Source organism: Candidatus Desulfosporosinus nitrosoreducens (assembly GCF_030954495.1).
GTDB lineage: Bacteria > Bacillota > Desulfitobacteriia > Desulfitobacteriales > Desulfitobacteriaceae > Desulfosporosinus > Desulfosporosinus nitrosoreducens.
Genome location: NZ_JAVHUW010000069.1, coordinates 54,424 through 74,283, shown reverse-complemented (window position 1 = coordinate 74,283; position 19,860 = coordinate 54,424). Strand labels below are relative to the sequence as shown.

Sequence of the window (19,860 nt, the reverse complement as noted above, 5' to 3'; positions counted from 1 at the left end):
GTGTATGATTAGCATGCAATTCTTTGTCATGAACTTGGAGCATAAGCTCAGAGTTCTTTTTGTCCAATTTTTGAAGAGGTATTTTATAGTTACAGATTTTGGTTTTTTGCTTGATTAAAGGGTTTGGTTAGCAAGCCCTAATTAGGAGCGTTAAATTCTGGTTCAGCTCCACCTTTCCCATCTTTATCATAGAAGCCAATGAACTCATGAAATACATGCCATTTCCCTTTTGCGCTATCATAAGTCACTTCGCTTGGCTTGAATCCCACGGGATCACTATCAGTACTATAGGCAGCTATACCGTTTAACCAAATACTCTTATCCGGAAAAGCTGTCTGAAGCATATCAAATACTGACTTAAAATTATTGGTCAACTTATCCTGATAGCCATTATCACATAATAATAGCCAGTTATCATAACTCGAACTATCCATAAAAGCGTGAATTTGCAGGTCAACACCTTTGATCATCAAGTCATCTTCATTGACTACCCAAAAAATATTCATCTTTAGTCCTTCTATGTTAAGAGTTCCAAAATTATTATTTAAGTAATTTTGCAGGTCGGCAAAATTAGTTGGCACTTCTTCCAAGTTAGAGAGGTTTTTATTAATATCCTGAGTTAAGAACCCCTTGAGATCGTTTATAGGGATAGCAAAATTCAAATCTTGACTATCTTCTATACTTGCTGTAGTTATTCCTATAACTCTACCCTTTTCGTCAAGCAGAACTCCACCGCTTGAACCTGAACTAATTGGGGCAGTTATTTGAATAAACTTTTGATGAGATATAGTTCTTGAGCTAGAACTTATCAAACCGTCCGACAATGAATTTTCAAATCCTTCCGGACTGCCGATTGTGTAAATTTTATCACCAGTGCTGACAGAACTGGAGTCTCCCAACGTTACCGGAGATAAACCCGAAGCATTAATCCCTAAAATTGCAATATCTCTATCTTTATCAAAAGCAAAAACCTTGTCTACATCGTATTCCGTTCCATTAGCTAAATAAACTTTGGCACTTGAGGCACCTTCAATAACATGGTAATTAGTGACGATTTTCCCATTGCTATCAACAACAAAACCACTGCCGCTGCCATAAGCCTTGCCCGAGCTATCGTAAGTTTCAATATACAGGACTGAAGGACTTACTAGTTTTGAAATTTGCGTAGGCGTTAGGATCGTTGTAACCGAATTAACTGCTTCTGTAGGAGAAACCGTCGGCACAGTGCTGTTTAACCCCTTTATCAGACTATCTGAAAGTACGCCGGTTCCTCCAAATATGTAAACATTGCTGGCATTAGTTAACCTTTGATGATAATAATTTATTGTGTCAGTTGGGGAATTATCTTTAATTAAAATGATGGGTTCTGAAATTTTAGCACAATAGACTGTGCCAGTTAAGGCATCGGCAAAACCTTCTCCAGTAGCTACACAAACATTTTCAGACTTAAATTCGCTATCAAATTCTTTATTTATGGCGATATTCCTGGCGTACTTATCAAATCCGAAAATTCTTTCCGGATAAGGCAATCGTTCAAAGACCGAATCACCAATAAGGTCAGAATACCCAACCACATAAGTTTTAGTAACCTTAATCTCGGCAATATAATTATCTACACAATCTGGTATGGAATCTCTTGGTACCAAGATGATTGGCATCTGTTTCATAGCCGCAATCGGAGCAACTGATAGAGCATCCGAATAGTCATCACCAGTGCAAACAAAAATTGCCGAAGGCGTTGTAATTTGTTGGGCAATTTTTACTGCCGTTTCATACTTATCTTGCCCTGCAATACGACTTGTCGTAATTCCCATAGCTTGTAATTCAGAATCAATTGAAGAGTGTATTACACCCGTTCCACCGATTATTATTACATTTTTCACTTGCAGATCAACTAACGTTTGTTTTGTCGAATTTGGCAGACTACTTGAAGTTGTCAATAATATAGGGGCATTATATTTTTGAGCCAGAGGTGCGGCGGTTAGAGCATCCGGATAATCCTCACCATAAGCGAGAATCGCGTAATCGGATTGTGGCCATCCAGCCTTGGCAATTTGGGATGCGGTTTCATAACGATCAAAACCGGATAATCTTGTAGTTGAAGACGTATCGGCGTAAGCAGATAGAGATAATGTGAAAATAAAAGCTGCGGTTAATAATGAGAGATAAATAATTAAAAAACTTCGTTTTATTTTCATACGCTTCCTCCCGTTTATTATGCTGAATTTCACTATAACATGGTTACTGTAATAATTCTATAACACCCTGTCAGACAATTTTATACATTTACTACTGAGCGATTATTACGAACACATAGGTAGAATACTGAGAGCAAATGTAATTTATCCATTACCAATGGAGGGAATGAAGATCTCATATTTTGTTGGAGGTATAGTTGGACTTATCATTATATCGGCAATATTGGCATTTCTATTCTTTGCTTTAAAATATCTAAGGGCATTAGTAGCTGGCAGCGCTTATGTGATTTTAAGCCCGAGATTATAGTTTGACCCCTACCCTTGAACCAGATTTTTATCACTTGAAACATAAGAGGTTATCTTCATTAAACAATTTACTTGAAGATAACCCCTTATAAAATAACAGATTTAGTTCACTTTTATATCAACGTTTTCCCTAAATCATTAAGTTTTGTACTTCTTCGATTGGAAATTATCGATCAGAATGTTGGGCGTTAAAGCTGTCAGCCTTCTGCTCCCCCTGAGCAGCTTGTTGAGCTTTTTGCTCGAAATCCTGAGCCATTTGCCAGTCCTGTTGCCCGGACATAGTATTAGTAAACATACTTCCCTTCATTGATGCCTGCTGACTGACACTCTGAAATTGACCTTGTTGATTATTTCCATTGCCTGAATTTTGAGCATTGAAATTCCTGGCTTTTTGTTCCCCTGAAGCAGCTTCTTGAGCTTTTTGTTCGAACTCGCGAGCACTTTGCGAGTTTTGCTGCCCTGTCATAGAATCATTATTCATTATCGTACCCCTCCATCTAATGTTACATTTACCAATCGATATTATTACCTAAACTTCTAGAATTATGTTTAAACGCTCTTTACTTAAATCTTTGCCTGCTTTAATAGTCTCCTTTAATGACAAAAAAAGAACCCCGAATTGTTCCGGCTAGTTTAGACTTCTGCCTGGCAAACTTAAACTTCCCTTCCAACTCCTTGGGTACCTCCATCCCCTCAGAAAGCTTAAAACCAACGGCCCGCTTCTTAGGGTCATCAACCGTATACATGACGTTGACCGCAAGACCGTCCTCATAAAAGACGTAGGCCATTTTGATGTTTTCCACTTGAAAACGCGACGTTTCTAAAGGTTTGGCCGCAAACTCAATCTCACGTTCTTCTTTCAAAATTCGCTTCACGTAGTCAAGGGTCTCCTGGCTTTCGCCAGCCGGTACAACCGCAAATTCATGCTTGTATTTGTTCATAAAGTATCGGGCTTCATTAGCACGCAAACCGGCAAGGGCTTCGGCTACAGGTGAAGACTCTAAACCAACAGCGGACACATTTTTAAAATCAACGGTATAGGACATTTCCATCCCTCCTTTTATCTCTTATTCCTTAAGTTAAGCCAGCAAAATCTGTGTCAGTGCTCTTAAGGCCAGTTCCAAAACCTAAAACGGTAAAGCAGTCTTTTTCTTCCCGGGTATAATCCGCCATGGGCAAAACCTTCCTCTTTTTAAATGAATCAAATGACTTGTCTTTTTCACCTGATGGCTTTAGTATGGCCTTAAATCAGACAAAAAAATGATTCATTTCCTTTGCACAAAGTTGCCGATGAGGAACAAAAGCCAAATATGCAAAGGATAAAAGGCATAAAAGAAATATTTTAAACTTCTGCCTCTTCGGCCGTTGTAGGCAAGCATTAACGGCAGTGCTATGATCATCATCCACTGGTAATTGCCATAAAACAAGTTTTGAACTGTGAACCCGGAAAAGCCTGCACTGGCAAGCATTAAGAGGCAATAGGCAAGGTACATAACTGAAAATTTCAGGCGATTATTCCTAAAAGCGTACATCAAAAGACCAAGCATTAAAAATAGAACAGAACCTTGATTGGTTATGACGTTGGGAATTAGCCCATTTGCCAAATAGGCGCAGGATTTCGCTGCCGTCTGTAACCTTATGATGAGCAGAAAACTAATCATTTGAGTCACTATAAAGATAATCCACAACCTTACTTTTTTCTTCAAAGCAAGTTTGGTTCTTATCAAGCTAATCAAGACGGCCAATAAAAAGAGTGTAGCAAACATATTATCGGCAATCTGAAACCGGGCTTCTGAAACGATAATCTGCAAAATAAAGCTTCCGGCAGCCATAACTGCGGACCCGATATAGAGACGGAATAGATACTTTCTCGTATTGCTGGTGTGGAGAAGACCTTGAATAACGCAGAACATGAACACCGGTATGGCAATTCTGCCGGTCCAGCTCAAAGCAACCGGAAATGTATCAGGAAAAGTTCCCTCCAAATGATCAAGCAGCATAGCTGCAAGGGCAATAATTTTTAAAGCAAAAGTACCAATTTTCACATATCTTCCTTTGTCTATAGCAGCTGCTGAGCTCTTATCCATGTTTCTCACTTTTATCTCTCCTCATAAAGAAAACTTGGCCGGCACCCGAAGGCACTGTCTTCGCACAGGTTACTCTCCAGGCATTCTGCCCTGGCCCTACCCCGGGGCAAAAGAGCCTCAAGACCCACTGTGGACATCCGCCCTGGCATAGTAGACGAGGCAGAAAATTAAGGCGACAAGGAAGGTACCCCCAAGAATCACCAGCGCAAGGGGCGCATAGGGGTTCAAACCGGAGTTTTGGGCTATTCCTTGGGCTAGTTGCCGGACTGGCCAATAAGGGGTTAACCAGGGGAAAAGGATGCTCAATCTGCCATGTCCGGCTTCACCGATAGCGGCGATGACGGTAACAAACACTCCCAAAACCGCGGCTGGAATAATGTTCTTCCCTACCATACTCAAGGCTGCCGCCACAGGAATTGTACCAAAGGAGAGTACACAAATCATCACATTCATTTTTATACCCAACCATAATGCCTGAAGATCCGCGTGCTGCTGGAAAACCAATTTGCTGCCGACCGCAAACACAGTTAAACTTGACAGTATTGTGGTTACGGCAATGAGGGCTAACACTGCCGCGAGTTTAGCCGCCAAAAATCTCATCCGCGAAACCGGGTAGGAAAATAGTTGATTGATCGTACGTTCCTGATATTCCCGAGCGATAATATACCCGGTCATCAGAGCGAACAAGGCGGGACCCAATATGGTAATCATCTGCCCCTGGCGGTAAAACATGTCCTGCAGGTTAACACCCGCAGGTGTGCCTGCGGGAGATATTCTCGGCAATAACCCCATCAAGCTCACAAGATTTGCCGGTAATGCTCCGATCAGAACCAGCCAAAGGATCTTTGTGTTTTTAAGCTTGATCACTTCTGTTTTAAATACGCTAAACAAGCTCAGCACCTCCGGTGATTTTCAGGAAATAGTCTTCCAGGCTATCCCCCGACAGGACAATCTCCCTAACGCCAATGCCATTACTCGCCAGCGTAAAATTGACCTTTGCCGACTGCTCAAGACCTTCATAGAGATACAAAAGGCCCGGGCCGGCTACAAGATAATCGCCCATGCCCAGCTTTTGCTCCAAAAGATAGGCAGCCCGCTGCTCGTTATCGAGCTTAATTTCAAGATATTGCCTGGCCTTTTTCCGCAGCTCCGCGTAATCAATTTCCTCCAGCAGTTTCCCCTGATGAATAATACCAATCCTGGTGGCCACCAGCTCGATTTCGCTTAACAAATGACTGGAAATGAGAATGGTAATGCCCCGTTGCTTAGCCAGCTCCAAAAAGAGTTGCCGGACTTCCTTAATACCTACCGGATCTAAGCCGTTGGTCGGTTCGTCCAGAATCAGGAGTTCCGGATGGTGCAGCAGAGCCCGGGCGATCCCTAATCTCTGCTTCATTCCCAGGGAATAATTCTTCACTTTTTGCTGCTTGGCATCGAGCAGGCCGACAGTGCTCAGAACCTCGTCAATGCATTCTTTGTTGCCCATCCCCATGAGACGGCGATGGATCTCCAGATTCTCTGCTGCGCTCAGGTTAAGATAAAACCCCGGATACTCGATAATCGCGCCGATGCGCTCCAGTGCCCTAGCTCTGCCACTATGCGGCCCCGCGCCGAACCATTCGATTTCTCCCGCCGACGGCCGGATCAGGCCCATGAGCATCCGCAGCGTAGTCGTCTTGCCTGCGCCGTTTTGTCCCAAAAAGCCGTAGATATCTCCGGTCCTGACGTTCAGGTTGATCTCCCGGACGACTGCTTTTTCTCCGTAGCGTTTGCTTAAATTAAGGGTTCGCAAACAAAAATCCACGGCTATCACACCTTTCGAGCACAGTATACCTGAGAGTTCTTTCAGGCCCTTTGAAAATTTCTTACAAAATCCTTAAATTTAAAAATAGATCATCTTAGCTTTTCCGCAGGCCAAAAGAGAAGATTGTTTTCTCACCGGGTATGCTGGCTACAGTGATGCGGCCGCCCTGTTTTTCAACCTGGTTCTTGACGATGGTCAATCCCAGACCGCTGCCCCGAAGGGAAGTGTTCCTCGAAGCCTCCCCGGTATACAGCCGCTCGAAAATGTGGGGCAGATCTTGAGCCCGGATTCCCTTGCCCCTGTCCCAAACCTCCACCCAAACCATCTCCGGCGCTTCCCGGAGGCCGATCCCGATCTCCTTCCCATCCTGGCCGTAGCGCAAGGCATTGGTCAGAAGGTTGTTTAAGATGCGCCGCAGGTAAGCAACGTCTCCCCAGACATAGAGAGGAGCATCCGGAATATTGACTGCCGGAGTAATCCCGGCCTGCACAAAATCAGGATAAAAGCCGACGAGAACCTCAGGCACGATCTCCGTCAGGTTGACTTTTTGCAGCTCCGGTAAAGCATCATCAGCTTCCAGTCTGGTCAGTTCAAAAAAATCCTGTAATAAGGACAGCAAGTCCTTCCCTTTTTGGCCCGCTATGCCAAGAAAACCTTCTTTTTCTTCCACGGTCAGGGTTTCGTCATTTTGCAAGGCTTCCAAGTAGCCAAGTAGTGAGGTCAAGGGCGTGCGCAGGTCGTGGGAGATGTTGGCAATCATCCGTTTACGCTCTTCTTCTAAGAATCGGGTCCGTTCAAAAGCCTTCTGAAAAGAGTCCACCAGCCGGTTCAGCTCTCCGCCCAAGTCCTCCAGTTCCTTATAGTCCGTGCCTAGACGGTAGCGCAGATTTAAATTGCCGGTCTGAATTCCTTGCGTTATTTGCCTTATTTTTTGCAATTTATGCAGCAGATGATAGTAGCGCAGCCCCCAAAAGAGGCTGAGGGATATCAGAACAAGAAAAAGAGCGAGGTTCAACATGCTAACACCCCTCGCCCAGTTTATAGCCGAAACCCCACACAGTCTGGATGTACACCGGATTAGACGGGTCTCTCTCCAGCTTCGTCCGCAGTCTGCTGATGTGCACCATGACGGTATTATCGTCGCTCATGCTCTCTTCCTGCCAAACAGCCTGGAAGATCTGGGATTTGGTAAAGACTCGGGAAGGTTGGGACAGAAACAGTTTCAGGATAGCGAACTCTTTGGCGCTTAAAGATTTTTTCTGCCCGCCCACAGTAACCTCACAGGTCCACAGATCAAGCTGCAAATCGCCGTGCTTTAAAACCTTGGACCCGATGCCGTTGGCATTGGGATTAAAGTCTGTGTAACGGCGCAACTGGGCTTTGACCCTTGCGACCAACTCTCCGATTGTAAAGGGTTTGGTCAAATAATCATCCGCCCCAAGCCCTAGAGCCATTATTTTATCCATTTCCCTATCTTTGGCGGACAGGATCAGCACAGGGATGGTCTTCTTGGCGCGGATTTTGCGCAAAACTTCCTGTCCGTCAACCTCAGGCAGCATCAAATCTAAAATTATGAGCTGGTATTCCTGATTCGAGACACAAGCTAGTGCCTCTCTCCCGTCGTAAACGGAATCGATCGCGAATCCTTCTTTCGTCAAGTATTTGGCTACTAACTGGTTTATTTCAAAATCATCTTCAATAATCAGAATGCGAGCGGAATCCATAATTGCCCCCCAATAAAAAATAAGTAACCCCAATTATCTTTCACTCTAGGTATCCATATTAACCAATAGGAAATCAGGTTAACATTATTAACATAATATAACCTGCCCAGAAAAACAATAAATGAACTGAATTCTGGCACATTTCAATCTGAAACCGGAAAAGGGCTCAACTATATATTTGGGAATAAACCGGGACGGTATTTGGCGCACTTGTAAGTTCGACTACCATAAAGACAAAGATCCCGTAGCCACAGGTACCGCTAAAATAATAGCTGTTTCCTTAAAATTTAAGACTGTCTTATACTAATTGGCTTTTAAAATATTATTAATAGTTTAGGGGATAAATCCTTAATGCTCAATAACTATGTCTTTAATAATCTCATCAGGCAAACGCAAATTAGTATTGGAGATGAAGGAATATATCGACAAATACCTTTAATGGCCCGGGCCACTTTTTTTAATGCCCTTCTCTTGAAAATCCGGGCTCTCGCTGGTCCGGGCCTGGTCCTAAAATTTGTTCAGAAACTTCCTGAATCTGAACCCAAAGGTCCCGCCAGGGAAACTGATCCGCAAAATAGGCTTCAGCTTTAGTCTCATAGGTGCCGTTTAAGACGTTTTCAAGCCGAAAAACAGGCCATTGTGCCAAGTAGCGCCGCTCCTTGGGGGAAAAGGTTTTGTCCGGCAGAGCCAGATGCCAGAGAAACATGGCCAATATTAATAAAAACGGAAACAGGCCCAGGATATTCCGCACAACAGCACAGCCTTTGGGGGCTTTGATCTTCATCTCAATCCTCCGTTAAAATCGAAAATAGATAAAGGGGTTGTAGGTTGAAGCAACCATATAGGCCGTTGTCCAAAGCATCAAAGCGCCATAAGAAACGCTTACGGCTGATTCATAGAGAGGGCCAAGAATTCGTTGCACCGATAATGCCGCTTTCTTCGGCCCGGGTGAAGCGGCAAGGATACACACAAGATAGCAGACGGCATAAGCTTTTAGCTTCACAAGGGCCGGCTGATCTATGAGTGCCTGGCCTCCCGCTCTGAACATAATCCCCAGAAAACCCAGCCCGTCCGTCAGATTGCTAAATTCAAAGAACACCCAGCCGATAAGGACCAACAGCACTAAATACAGATGACGGACAGCCTGGGGCCAGCGTGCCATGCTTTTCAGCAACAACAATTTTTCCGCAGAGATTGCTATTCCAAAATAGAGCCCCCACAAAACAAAATTCCAGCTGGCACCATGCCAGAGTCCGGTGAGGAACCAGACGCCGGCCAGGTTCCGCAGCAGTTTCCACTTACCGGCGCGGCTCCCTCCCAAAGGAATATAGACATATTCTTTAAACCACGCTCCGAGGGAAATATGCCACCGCCGCCAAAATTCCGAGACGCTTTGCGCCAGATAGGGCGAGCGGAAATTTTCCTGAAAACGAAAGCCAAACATTTTTCCCAAACCGATGGCCATGTCGGAATAGCCGCTGAAATCGAAATAAATCTGCAAGGCAAAGGCTATAATCCCGGCCCAGGCCAGGAGCACTGAAATTTCCGCAGCGGGCAGGGCCTTTACTTCGGACCAGAGCAGGCCTATATTGTTGGCCAGAAGCACTTTTTTCGCCAAACCGCAGAGAAAACGCCGCAGCCCGGAGTTGAATTCCGGGAAAGTCGTGCTCCTGACAGCCAACTGGGATTCAATCTCCGCATACTTCACAATCGGCCCGGCCACCAACTGCGGGAACATAGCAATATAAAGAGCAAAAAGAAGCAGGCTCTGCTGCGGTTTTACTTTTCTCCTGTACACATCAAACACATAAGACAGGGTGTGAAAGGTGTAAAAAGAAATCCCTAAAGGGAGTGCCGGCGCTCCCGCCTGCAAGTTCCAACCGCCCAGAGAGGCTATAGTGCTGATGATCAGGCCGCAGTATTTAAAATAGGCAAGACAGCCTAAATTGAAGACCAGGCCTAGGATTAAAACAAGCTGCCTTTTTCGCCGCTGGGAAGCATCTCTGCCTAAGCTACCTAAGAGCGTGCCTATCCGGTAATTAATCACGATGGAGCCGCCCATCAACAACACATAAACAGGTTCCCCCCAGGCATAGAAAAACAGGCTGGCCGCCAGCAGGACCACATTGCGCAAATGCTTCCCCAAAGAGTAATAGAGCAGAACGGTCACGGGCAAAAAAGCAAAGACAAAAAACAGACTGCTGAAAACCATCGTTCCCTCTCCTATAATGACTCAGAGAGTTTCTGCAGCCACAGCTGATAAAATTCTTTCCGGAAATGAACGCCATCTTCGGCAAATAAAGCGGGGTTTGCCTCTGCCAAGGCTCCGATGTCTACATAATGGACGGCTAGTTTACCCGCCAGTTCCTGCAAAATCCCGTTATATTCCCCTATTCCCGCGTAGCGGGGCTCTTGTTGCAAGGCTTCCCGGGTTACGGGAGTTATGGATTGGAGATAGATTGCAGAAGCGGGCAGTTCTTCCTTGATCTTCTTGATCAGTTTCCTTAAATCTTGTCTGAATAATTCTTGAGGGCCAGCCACAGGCATAAGCAAATCATTCGATCCCAACATGATAAAGACCCTGGCCGGTTTCTTGGCAGTCAAAGCCCCCATGTCGTCATAAGCAAAACCGGCTGTGGCCCCCGCCCCGGCAATGACGGAATCTTGCGGCAGAATTTCATTCACGACAAACCCTTCGGTGATGGAATCTCCCATAAAGACACTGTTCTTTAACTTAAGGGTTACATCGCCGGCAGCAGTTGTCTTGCCGCAGGCAGTCACACCCAGCAGGAGAAGGCCGGTCAGGAAACAGATCATCAGTTTTTTCATGGCAATACCTCTTTCTTTATTGGATACAGAGATATTACAGCAGCAAAATGCAGAACAGGTGCAGATGAAATAAAAAACCATGCACAAACGTGGATTTACCCCACTGTTTAGGCATGGTTTTTGTTTTATTAAAGACTTTCGGATATTGCGACAGCCCCTGTTACGCTGGTAACTATAGAATCGCCGTACAACTTAACTATTAGTGCTTTTTATAATCGGTATCCATAATTCACTTCTAACAGATGATGAAGTCAGGTCTTTTTGTTCTGTCCATAAAATTGATGGCCCTTCTGCCCGTTCATAGTTTGAAGACGGAAACCATTCGGCATAGATACGTCCCCAAACATTTTGCAAAGTATCCGGAAACGGTCCTTCTGCCTCAAATACAGCCCATATTGAAGGAGAAACTTCAAGCTTTGCCAAGTTATCCGGACACTCCCCTGTTGTTGCAACGCCTAGATAGTGGTCAAGTTCCCCCTTTTCCTCCATTCGTTCTTCTGAAAAGTTTATTGAGGCATTTATTAACCCCAAGGGCTCGACATTAGAAAGTTCCTTAAGCTTAAGAAGCATTTCCTCCTTCAGACTTCTCCACATAGCAGAAATCTCCGGATTAACTCCCGTAAAGATTAGAGGAACTCTTTTCTTGATGCCGATTATGCGGAATGCTTCTTTTTCGACTATTCGATAGTTCATTTCATTTCCTCCCTTAATTGATAATTGAAAGGTCATTCTTGGATATGCTTTCAGTAATTGACCATTAAATTTAGCTTCTGAGGGCGTTATGCCATGCAAGTTCTGAAACGCTCTCGTGAATGCGTCCGGTGAGTTGTATCCGTATTTAACCGCCACATCAATTACTCTAATCTTGCTATTATTAAGCTCAAAGGCGGCAAGAGTAAGACGGCGGCGGCGAATGTACTCCGCAAGCGGGAACCCTGCAAGGAAAGAAAACATTCTTTGAAAATGATACTCAGAGCAAAAAGCCAATCTGGCAACTTCATTAAAATCAAGTTCATTTGTCAGATTTTCTTCAATGTAATTTAAAGCGTCATTCATTCTTTTTAAGGAATCCATTGTATGACCTCCTCTCTCATCAATAGAATATCAGGAGTTATAGTTATCTACCCGACTTTTTCCGCACGATTTATGCAGGATCAACCCGGGCAAAGAGTTTGCAGCAAATTGTTTATCCGAGCTCCAGCGGCAGGGCAAAGAAAAAGCGGACGCCGTCCCCGGTATTTTCCACACCATAAACAGCATGGTGCAACTCCAGGATTTCCTTGGCTATGGCAAGTCCGAGACCCGTACCCGCTTTGGCTGTTCTGGCTTCGACGCGGTAGAATTGGTCCCACACCCTTTTCCGGTCTTCCTCGGCCAGGTGCTTCCCCTGGTTTGAGACGCTGACTTCCGCTGTCTGTCCATTGCCTCTGACAGTGATGATGATCGCCCGCCCGTTCTCCGTATGCCGGATGGCATTGCTGAGAAAGTTAGTGATCACGCGGCCGATCAGCCCTTTATGTCCCAGGACTCTTTGCGGAGCGAGTCTTAAGCAGAGGGTGAGATTTTTCTCCTCGATTGCTCCGGTCAGGGACCTGCCTGCCTCGCGAATTACCTGCTCCAGTTCAAAAGGAGCCATTTCCGGCTTATAGGTACCCGAGGCAAACTTCGCCAGGTCCAGCATATTGACCACCAGCAAGTCCGTCCGCTGTATTTCCTCTTCCATGGCCTGAAAGTAGTGATCTCTTTTTTCAGACGCGATCCCGTCTTTTAAAATCGACAGACAACTTTTCAGCACGGCAAGCGGGGTTTTCAGTTCGTGAGACACCCCGGCAATAAATTCCCGGCGGGTCTTTTCCAGCTGCTTCTCTTTGTCCAGGTCCTGTTTCAGCCGGCCGATATAGGTCTCTATCTGGCCGGAGAGCTCATTGATATTCCGGGAGAGCTGACCGATTTCGTCTTGGGAACGCACCGGCAGCTTTTCCGTAAAATCCATGCCGGCTATTTTCCCCGTGATCCGGTTGACAGCCAGCAGCGGTTTAGCCAGCCATCTGGAAAAAACAAAGGCCAAAACCAGCACACACAGCAAGGCCAGACCAAAAAAGTACGGATAGAACTGCCGCAGGACCGCTATGGCTTCATCCACCGGCTGCAGAGAGGTCATGGCCAAAATATAGCCCCCTGTCCCATTTTCTCTGACCGGTTTAACAATGATCTCATATTGCGCCAAATTTTCTGTGGTCCTATACTCTTCCGTATGCTGAAGAGGCTGGGCCTTATCAGCCAGCAAACCGACTTGGAATTCCTTGACCTGGTCCAGAAAATATTGTTCATTGTAAGGAAAGGCTATATCCTCTCCTCGTTCCGGAAATACAGTTTTCGTGATTGTTCCCCTGTAGAGGCCGGTTTCAAGGTGGCTATAGGCCGGATCGGCCTGAGGGCCATGCAGCTTGTTGGCAATATTTAAATTGACAACTCCCGTGGAGGCAGTCTGGATCTGATAAGGTATCTTTTCTCCTGCTCTATTAACGGTATCAATCACCACCTCATCGCCGGCCTTTAAGGAAGAGAGGACAGCGGAAGAAAATTCTCCTGTAAAAGAATACATGGGTATGCGCCAATTTCCCTGAGCTTCATTCTTCAAGCTTACCTCGATGTAGTAATGTTCCACATCCCGGATACGCCCATACTCATCCAGTTCGGTAATCCAAACCCGGCTATTCTTATAGAGTTCGGCCGCTGCTGCTTCCGCTCCCGCTTGCGCGGCCTTACCGGAGTACTCCTCCATTGCCAGTTGGAGCGCAGCCGCTTTTTTATGCAGATAATATTGCTCAAAAAAATAATTCTGGGTGACGCCGATGACTAAAAGCAGCGCCGAGAATAAGAGGGCCGTCAGTACAAACCATTTAAAAACAATACTTTTTTTCATCGCTGTTCCTCTGCGAATTTATATCCCGAGCGGATCACCGTGACAATGCAGCCGCCTTTATCGCCCAGCTTGGCACGCAGGTTTCTGATATGGCTGTTCACCGTCTTTTCGTCACCATAAAAATCATAGCCCCATAGTTTAGAGATCAATTGCTCTCTGCTAATGACAATTCCTTTATTCTGCATTAAATAAGCCAGGATTTCCAATTCCGTATGGGTCAGATTAACGGCCTTGCCGTCCAGGGAAACAAGTCTTGAGCGCATATCCAGGACAATGCCGCCGGCTGATACCAGCCTTCCAGCCACAACACCTGAAAACTTTTCCAGAAACCGTTTCACTTTTGCCCGGAGAACCCGGGGACTGTAGGGTTTGATCAGATAGTCATCAGCTCCTAGCTCATAGCCCAGCAGAGAGTCATCCTCATCGGAACGGGCGGTCAAAATGATGATGGGGATAGCGGAATTTTTCCGGATTCTGCGGCATACCGACCAGCCATCAATCTTCGGCAGGACAATGTCCAGGATTACCAAATCAACAGCATTGGCCTGAAAGAGCTCCAAAGCTTTTTCGCCATCCGCGGCCTCTAAGATTTGATAGCCATCTTCCTTCAGATAGTCCACGATCACTTCCCGCAATATATCTTCATCTTCGACAACCAGTATTTTATTCATTCCCTGCCTCCTTCCGGGGTCTTGCAAGCAGAAGCTCAAGCAGAATCTTTAATCTTAAGCTCGTTTAGTTTAAATGCGGCCAGGTTTAAAGGCCTGCCGCATCGCCGGGAACTCATTTATTCAACCCGCCTGTCACTTATTCCCTGTATCCTTGTAGCGCAACCCATCGCTGACGAGGGACGGCAAACGCTTGAGGCGGACAACATCGGATGCTTCTTCGTGTAATCCGAGTTAACCACCTTTCCCCTTAATTTTACTGGAAAGATTGGACGTTGACAAACGGAATAAATATTCCATATACCGCCAACTGTAAGCAGAACTTATCCTCCGCTTACAAAAAGTTATCTTAAAAGGCCGTGCTTGCAACAGCTGCGGCAACTAAAACGCCGGCAAGCCAAGAAAACTTTCGAGCTGACATCAGCCCTGGATTCCCCATAATTTATACCCAAGGACATCCGGACAGAGACGTATTTAAGCCTTTTGGCAAAGCGGTCAACGGTTTTTCAGCACACCGTTTGGCTGGAATTCACCGGCGACTCCCCTGGAACTATTGAATTTTTCAAGCTTCCCCCGGAACTTTTCTGAGTCCCGGGGGATTTTTAGCCGCTGACTAATCCGCTCTAAGACTCCCGCTTCTGCAAGCGGTGAGTTAAGAGCGGATTAGTCCCTGGATAAGTGCGACTAAGATTCAGGTGGAGTTAAAAACTCCACCTGAATCAAGTCTGCTTTATCTGCTGAACTAAGAAAGTACTTAAAGGCGTATTCTTTACATAGGTTTGTTAGCAAAGGATATGAGTCTGTTTACCAAGGGGTTGAAATGATGGTTTTCTATAAATACCTGACTATCGAGGGATTGAAAATATTTTTTCGTGAAGCCGGGTCTCCGCATCATCCGGCCATTGTCCTGCTGCACGGTTTTCCAAGCTCCTCCCATATGTTCAGGGATTTAATTCCCCTGCTCGCAGACTGCTTTCATGTCATTGCTCCGGACTACCCCGGATTCGGAAACAGCAGCATGCCTACAACGGAGGAATATGAGTACACTTTCGATAATCTCTCCCTCGTAATTGAAAAACTCCTGACCGCGCTTCGCGTTTCCCAATATATTCTCTATGTCCATGATTATGGCGGGCCGATCGGATTCAGATTGGCCGTGCGCAACCCAAAGCGCATTCTTGGTTTTGTGATTCAGAACGCCGTGGCCCACGAGCAAGGGCTAGGGGAACCCTTCGCTCTCTTCAAGGCACTCTGGGCGAACCCCAACCCGGCAACCAAAGCCGCCTTTGCCCGGCTTACAACCTTTGATTTCACTAAAAAACAATATTTAACAGGCGCTTGCAATCCGTATCTAATCAGCCCCGACGGCTATTCTCTGGACCAGTTCTTTCTGGACCGCCCCGGCAACAGCCAAATCCAGCTCCAGCTAGGGTACGATTACCGCCAAAACGTGGCAGCCTATCCCGCCTGGCAGCATTACCTGCGGACCTGGCAGCCGCCCACACTGGTGGCTTGGGGTAAAAACGATTTCATCTTCACCTTGGCGGGAGCACAGGCCTTTAGTCAGGAATTAATCTCTATCGAGACCTGTTTTCTTTGTGGAGGACATTTTGTACTGGAGGAACAAAGCTTGCCGGTTTCCCTGCTGATCAAAAGTTTTTTTGGCCGCATATATTCCTGGCCGGCTCTAAAATAACCGCTATTTCTATTGAGCAGATCAAAATCTACTCATATTGCACTTCCATAGGCATTATAAAAGGCTGGCCATTTTCAACGCGAACAACCGCTTTCACGCCATATACGCTTAAAATATTCTCAGGATTCATGACCTCAAGCGAACTGCCTTGGGCAAGTATTTCCCCGTTTTTCAGCATAATAATCCGGTCTGAAAAACGGCCGGCCAAATTAAGGTCATGGATTGCCATGACGACGATGATATCCCGTTCACGCGCAATATCGCGCACAATTCTCAAGGTCTCCAGCTGAAACCGCAGGTCAAGGTTGCTTGTGGGTTCATCCAACAGCAAAACTTGCGGTTCCTGGGCAAGTGCCCGGGCAATGAACACCCGCTGGCGCTCGCCGCCGCTCAATTCATTCAGCATACGAAAAGGCAATTTATCCAAGCCCATCAGGCACAGACAGTCCGCCACCACATTCATATCCGAATCACTTGCGCTAAATCGCACATAAGGAGTTCGTCCCAACAAAACGGCGTTAAACACGTCAATTGGAAAGTTTGTGCTGGTATCCTGCGGAACATAGCCAACCATTTTGGCAAGTTCTCTGGAATTCAAGCTCCCAAGATTAACGTCACCCACATAAACGCTGCCCCCTTTGGCTCTATGAATGTGCGCGATGCATTTGAGCAAGGTTGTCTTTCCTGATCCATTCGGACCTACAAGGCTGATTATTTCGCCGTCAGCGGCTGTCAGGCAAAGCTTATTGATAATATGTTTTTGCCAATAGCCGAAGGTCAGATCACAAACAGTCAGGCTCATTGAAAATACATCTCCTTTTTGGAAAGTATGAGGTGCAGAAAAATAGGAACACCGATATAGGCAACAACGATCCCTACCGGGATGGTGAGCGGCGCAAAGAGCGTACGGCCGAGCGTATCCGCCGCCAAAGTCAAAATTCCGCCGAATATAGCGGAAAACGGCAGCAGGAATTTATGGTCGGCCCCAATAAGCAAACGCGCAATGTGCGGTCCTATGATGCCCACAAACCCGATGACGCCAGTGAAGCTGACAATGCAGGCTGTAAGTATTACGGACAATACTCCCAGCAAAGTGCGCACTCCCGAAGCGTTGATCCCCAGCCCGCGCGCAATTTCGTCTCCCCCTGAGGACAAAGCGTTCAAGGCCCAGGCTTGCCGGAGAAAAACAGCAAATACAACCGCAAGCAAAATGCCGAGGATAAAAGCTTGGCTGTAGGTAGTGCCGCTGAGATTGCCAAAGGTCCAGTTCACAATCGCCGACAGAGCGTCGGTATTGGAAAAAAATTGCATCGTGTTTGTAAGAGCACTGAACAAATAAGTCAAAGCCGTGCCGGTTAATACGATGGCGACAGCGCTCATACGCTTTTGAGCAGAGATTGCGTAGACAAGCGCACCGCAGGCTGCCGCACCGCAAAACGCGCCGACTGTAATTGCCAGCTGCTGTGAGCCTAGAATAGCAGCACCCGCCACAATGCTGACAGAGGCACCAAGTGCCGCCGCATTGGAAAGGCCAATCGTAAAGGGGCTGACGAGAGGATTGCGGGTAAGCGCTTGCAGTACGACCCCCGCTATGGAAAGTCCCGCCCCGGCCAATACCGCAAGAATAATCCGCGGTAAACGCAATTCCCAGACAATATTGAACTTAAGCGCGTCCCTTACAGGATGGGCATGGGGAAAAAGGCCGGACAATATGGAATTTCCGACATCAAGAGGCGATAAACCTGCCGAACCGATGCCTACCGCGGCGACAATCGCCATAAATGTAGCGGCAAGGCAAAGGGCCAGCAGCAAATAAAGCCATTCTTTTTTTCGGATATAAGTTTGTTTGATATTCTCTCTGCTTAAAGCTGTCTGAGGTGCATTCATTTTTGTGCCTCTCTGAATCATTTAGCGCGCATTTATGGCCAGAGTATGTCCCGGCTGGAATTTTACACCCTGATAGTCTTCAAGCCATTGCTTAAAGAAATCATCCGGGTTTATCTTAGCCATTGCCTCCGGATATAGATATTTCGCGAGATAAGTGGCGCCGACAATTTTAAAGCAGGCGTTGCCGGCAAATGCGGAAATGCCATATAGGCTATTGCTTTTAACGGCACCTAACGTTTGCCAGCCAGGACGCGAGGCCAGCGCTTTTAAGGCACTTTCTGCCTTGAGCGGGTCCGGCGCGCTGTAGATGCTTGTCCCGCTGATTGCTTTACTGTCATAAATAAGATAGCAGACGGCCGCCGGATTGCGGGCCAGAATTTGTTCCGGGTCAACAGGATAGCTGTGTACGTTTCCCTTGGATTGATCCAGCTTGGCAAAGTTCATGTCGTCAAAGATGTTCTTTCCGCCGGCCATTGTGATCATATCATTCCATCCGGAGCCCGGTATACAGGTCTTATAATCTCCGCTGTTTTCCAAATATAAAGTTTTCTGTCCGGCAACATTTTTTAAAGCTGCCGCGAGCAGATCCACTTGCTTTTGGCAGAAAGCCGTATATTCTTTTGCTTTGCTCTCAGCGCCGAAGGCTTGACCCATAATCTCGATTTGCTTTGCAAAATCTTCGTTCTGCCAGCCGGTGACAACAATGACCTTGATGCCAAATGAAGAAAGCTTCTGCTCACATTCCTGATATGAACCATTTGAAGGTATGATAACCGCATCCGGTTTCAGTGCCGCGACCTTTTCATAATCAATGCTGGTCTGGCTTTTGCCGGCCAGCATACTCTGATTCCAGTCGGGAAAATAATCTTTATCCTGCAGAGTTCCCGCATCTGTGCCCACAATCGTAGAAGCTTTCCCCAGGGCCCGGATGATCTCGCTATTCATCTTGTTAAATACAACGACCCTTGCCAAAGGCTTTGCGAGCTTGATTGTTCGGCCCACATCATCAGTAAAGGTAATCGCGGCCGTCTGCCCGGAAGAATCTGGAGCGGTTGCCGGTGAAGACGCACATCCACTGGCGAGAACCATAACCGCAATAATTACAAAAATCAACCCCAAAACTAAACTTTTCTTTTTCATTTTACCTCTCCTCATAATCTAGCTAGGAATACAATTAAATCCGATTTGAATTTGGTTTTCAATAACCCGATTATTCTAAGACTTTGGGACATGAGACTCCTACGCCAAAACCACCCCCTTTTTGCAGAACCCCCTTTGCTTTGATCAGAATAGCTTTTTTGGTTTCCGGAATATTAAAAGCGGCTGCAATAATCACGTTAATTATTGCAGCCGCATTCCTGTACAACGCCCTTTACCCTGCCTCCCGCTTGGCGGCGGACAGAGTGATTTCCAAGCAGGTCTTCTGACTTACGCTTGCGGAGTTTCCTCCTGCGGCTTACGCTCTACCTTCCCGGTTTCCCAGTGACCGACTTTCGTCGACGAGCGCAACCTCAGCGTTTACAGCGGCGGTTTCCGTTCAGGATTTGCACCTGATTCCCTATTCTTCCCCATAGGTCATACACCCCCAAGAGGACACTCGAAATACTTTCAATTTTAGCTATTAACATACCATGAAAAGCTTTAACCGTCAATATTTTCCTGTAGAGTTCAACTTACCCCATATCCTGATTTCAAGCGCAGACACAATCACTTTTATACTCTGCTGACTGCTGCG

General features: G+C 46.3%; 19 protein-coding genes and 1 riboswitch. Of the genes, 1 reads left to right on the top strand and 18 read right to left on the bottom strand.

The features are described from left to right. Positions 1 to 137 precede the first annotated feature (137 nt). From REC12_RS19095 to REC12_RS19030, 14 genes are all read right to left on the bottom strand, one after another. On the bottom strand, positions 138 to 2,198 hold the full coding sequence (locus REC12_RS19095) for a cell wall-binding repeat-containing protein (protein WP_308897247.1): 2,061 nt from the start codon (positions 2,196 to 2,198) through the stop codon (positions 138 to 140). Between the two features lie 472 nt (positions 2,199 to 2,670). Beyond that, positions 2,671 to 2,985 carry a hypothetical protein gene (locus tag REC12_RS19090; protein WP_308897246.1) on the bottom strand — a complete coding sequence of 105 codons (315 nt, stop codon included), beginning with the start codon at positions 2,983 to 2,985 and terminating at the stop codon, positions 2,671 to 2,673. 100 nt (positions 2,986 to 3,085) lie between these two features. Next, positions 3,086 to 3,550, bottom strand: coding sequence for a DUF8821 family protein (locus tag REC12_RS19085; protein WP_308897244.1), 465 nt, complete (start codon positions 3,548 to 3,550; stop codon positions 3,086 to 3,088). 219 nt (positions 3,551 to 3,769) lie between these two features. Next, on the bottom strand, positions 3,770 to 4,591 hold the full coding sequence (locus REC12_RS19080; protein WP_308897249.1) for a TraX family protein: 822 nt from the start codon (positions 4,589 to 4,591) through the stop codon (positions 3,770 to 3,772). A 117-nt stretch (positions 4,592 to 4,708) separates the two neighbouring features. Further along, complete coding sequence (locus REC12_RS19075) at positions 4,709 to 5,482, bottom strand: ABC transporter permease (RefSeq protein WP_308897242.1); 774 nt, start codon at positions 5,480 to 5,482, stop codon at positions 4,709 to 4,711. Then, entirely contained in the window at positions 5,475 to 6,395 is a 921-nt protein-coding gene (locus tag REC12_RS19070; RefSeq protein WP_308897241.1) for an ABC transporter ATP-binding protein, read from the bottom strand. Before REC12_RS19070 ends, REC12_RS19075 begins: the two co-directional genes overlap by 8 nt. Before the next feature lie 94 nt (positions 6,396 to 6,489). Then, the gene (locus REC12_RS19065; RefSeq protein ID WP_308897239.1) at positions 6,490 to 7,413 is read right to left on the bottom strand and encodes a sensor histidine kinase; all 924 of its coding nucleotides are present in this window, start codon (positions 7,411 to 7,413) and stop codon (positions 6,490 to 6,492) included. Between the two features lies 1 nt (position 7,414). After that, the gene (locus REC12_RS19060) at positions 7,415 to 8,119 is read right to left on the bottom strand and encodes a response regulator transcription factor (protein ID WP_308897237.1); all 705 of its coding nucleotides are present in this window, start codon (positions 8,117 to 8,119) and stop codon (positions 7,415 to 7,417) included. Between the two features lie 457 nt (positions 8,120 to 8,576). Continuing rightward, positions 8,577 to 8,903 (bottom strand): hypothetical protein, encoded by a 327-nt coding sequence (locus REC12_RS19055; RefSeq protein ID WP_308897235.1) that lies wholly within the window; start codon positions 8,901 to 8,903, stop codon positions 8,577 to 8,579. A gap of 12 nt (positions 8,904 to 8,915) precedes the next feature. Continuing rightward, positions 8,916 to 10,331: an MBOAT family O-acyltransferase gene (locus REC12_RS19050; protein ID WP_308897233.1), complete on the bottom strand. Its 1,416-nt coding sequence runs from the start codon at positions 10,329 to 10,331 to the stop codon at positions 8,916 to 8,918. Between the two features lie 11 nt (positions 10,332 to 10,342). Next, on the bottom strand, positions 10,343 to 10,948 hold the full coding sequence (locus tag REC12_RS19045) for a GDSL-type esterase/lipase family protein (protein WP_308897231.1): 606 nt from the start codon (positions 10,946 to 10,948) through the stop codon (positions 10,343 to 10,345). A 192-nt stretch (positions 10,949 to 11,140) separates the two neighbouring features. After that, complete coding sequence (locus tag REC12_RS19040; protein WP_308897230.1) at positions 11,141 to 12,022, bottom strand: AraC family transcriptional regulator; 882 nt, start codon at positions 12,020 to 12,022, stop codon at positions 11,141 to 11,143. 112 nt (positions 12,023 to 12,134) lie between these two features. Beyond that, positions 12,135 to 13,874 (bottom strand): sensor histidine kinase, encoded by a 1,740-nt coding sequence (locus REC12_RS19035; protein ID WP_308897228.1) that lies wholly within the window; start codon positions 13,872 to 13,874, stop codon positions 12,135 to 12,137. After that, positions 13,871 to 14,545, bottom strand: coding sequence for a response regulator transcription factor (locus REC12_RS19030; protein ID WP_308897227.1), 675 nt, complete (start codon positions 14,543 to 14,545; stop codon positions 13,871 to 13,873). Before REC12_RS19030 ends, REC12_RS19035 begins: the two co-directional genes overlap by 4 nt. A gap of 817 nt (positions 14,546 to 15,362) precedes the next feature. Here REC12_RS19030 and REC12_RS19025 point away from each other — a divergent pair. Further along, complete coding sequence (locus REC12_RS19025) at positions 15,363 to 16,238, top strand: alpha/beta fold hydrolase (RefSeq protein ID WP_308897226.1); 876 nt, start codon at positions 15,363 to 15,365, stop codon at positions 16,236 to 16,238. Between the two features lie 28 nt (positions 16,239 to 16,266). Here REC12_RS19025 and REC12_RS19020 read toward each other — a convergent pair whose 3' ends face one another. The 4 genes from REC12_RS19020 to REC12_RS19005 form a co-directional block, all read right to left on the bottom strand. Continuing rightward, a complete protein-coding gene (locus REC12_RS19020) occupies positions 16,267 to 17,040 on the bottom strand; it encodes an ABC transporter ATP-binding protein (protein WP_308897224.1) in 774 nt (257 codons plus the stop codon). Next, the gene (locus tag REC12_RS19015) at positions 17,037 to 18,125 is read right to left on the bottom strand and encodes a FecCD family ABC transporter permease (protein WP_308897223.1); all 1,089 of its coding nucleotides are present in this window, start codon (positions 18,123 to 18,125) and stop codon (positions 17,037 to 17,039) included. Before REC12_RS19015 ends, REC12_RS19020 begins: the two co-directional genes overlap by 4 nt. A 21-nt stretch (positions 18,126 to 18,146) precedes the next feature. After that, a complete protein-coding gene (locus REC12_RS19010) occupies positions 18,147 to 19,265 on the bottom strand; it encodes an ABC transporter substrate-binding protein (protein ID WP_308897221.1) in 1,119 nt (372 codons plus the stop codon). 70 nt (positions 19,266 to 19,335) lie between these two features. Then, positions 19,336 to 19,491 carry a hypothetical protein gene (locus REC12_RS19005; RefSeq protein WP_308897219.1) on the bottom strand — a complete coding sequence of 52 codons (156 nt, stop codon included), beginning with the start codon at positions 19,489 to 19,491 and terminating at the stop codon, positions 19,336 to 19,338. A 30-nt stretch (positions 19,492 to 19,521) separates the two neighbouring features. Further along, positions 19,522 to 19,741, bottom strand: a riboswitch (cobalamin riboswitch). Between the last annotated feature and the right edge of the window lie 119 nt (positions 19,742 to 19,860).

Excerpts from the sequence above, each read along its gene's own strand:
- REC12_RS19065 (WP_308897239.1), bottom strand. The coding sequence starts at position 7,413 with ATGTTGAACCTCGCTCTTTTTCTTGTTCTGATATCCCTCAGCCTCTTT.
- REC12_RS19025 (WP_308897226.1), top strand. The coding sequence starts at position 15,363 with ATGATGGTTTTCTATAAATACCTGACTATCGAGGGATTGAAAATATTT.
- REC12_RS19020 (WP_308897224.1), bottom strand. The coding sequence starts at position 17,040 with ATGAGCCTGACTGTTTGTGATCTGACCTTCGGCTATTGGCAAAAACAT.
- REC12_RS19085 (WP_308897244.1), bottom strand. The coding sequence starts at position 3,550 with ATGTCCTATACCGTTGATTTTAAAAATGTGTCCGCTGTTGGTTTAGAG.
- REC12_RS19010 (WP_308897221.1), bottom strand. The coding sequence starts at position 19,265 with ATGAAAAAGAAAAGTTTAGTTTTGGGGTTGATTTTTGTAATTATTGCG.
- REC12_RS19055 (WP_308897235.1), bottom strand. The coding sequence starts at position 8,903 with ATGAAGATCAAAGCCCCCAAAGGCTGTGCTGTTGTGCGGAATATCCTG.
- REC12_RS19080 (WP_308897249.1), bottom strand. The coding sequence starts at position 4,591 with ATGGATAAGAGCTCAGCAGCTGCTATAGACAAAGGAAGATATGTGAAA.
- REC12_RS19035 (WP_308897228.1), bottom strand. The coding sequence starts at position 13,874 with ATGAAAAAAAGTATTGTTTTTAAATGGTTTGTACTGACGGCCCTCTTA.
- REC12_RS19045 (WP_308897231.1), bottom strand. The coding sequence starts at position 10,948 with ATGAAAAAACTGATGATCTGTTTCCTGACCGGCCTTCTCCTGCTGGGT.
- REC12_RS19040 (WP_308897230.1), bottom strand. The coding sequence starts at position 12,022 with ATGGATTCCTTAAAAAGAATGAATGACGCTTTAAATTACATTGAAGAA.
- REC12_RS19050 (WP_308897233.1), bottom strand. The coding sequence starts at position 10,331 with ATGGTTTTCAGCAGTCTGTTTTTTGTCTTTGCTTTTTTGCCCGTGACC.
- REC12_RS19015 (WP_308897223.1), bottom strand. The coding sequence starts at position 18,125 with ATGAATGCACCTCAGACAGCTTTAAGCAGAGAGAATATCAAACAAACT.
- REC12_RS19090 (WP_308897246.1), bottom strand. The coding sequence starts at position 2,985 with ATGAATAATGATTCTATGACAGGGCAGCAAAACTCGCAAAGTGCTCGC.
- REC12_RS19060 (WP_308897237.1), bottom strand. The coding sequence starts at position 8,119 with ATGGATTCCGCTCGCATTCTGATTATTGAAGATGATTTTGAAATAAAC.
- REC12_RS19030 (WP_308897227.1), bottom strand. The coding sequence starts at position 14,545 with ATGAATAAAATACTGGTTGTCGAAGATGAAGATATATTGCGGGAAGTG.
- REC12_RS19095 (WP_308897247.1), bottom strand. The coding sequence starts at position 2,198 with ATGAAAATAAAACGAAGTTTTTTAATTATTTATCTCTCATTATTAACC.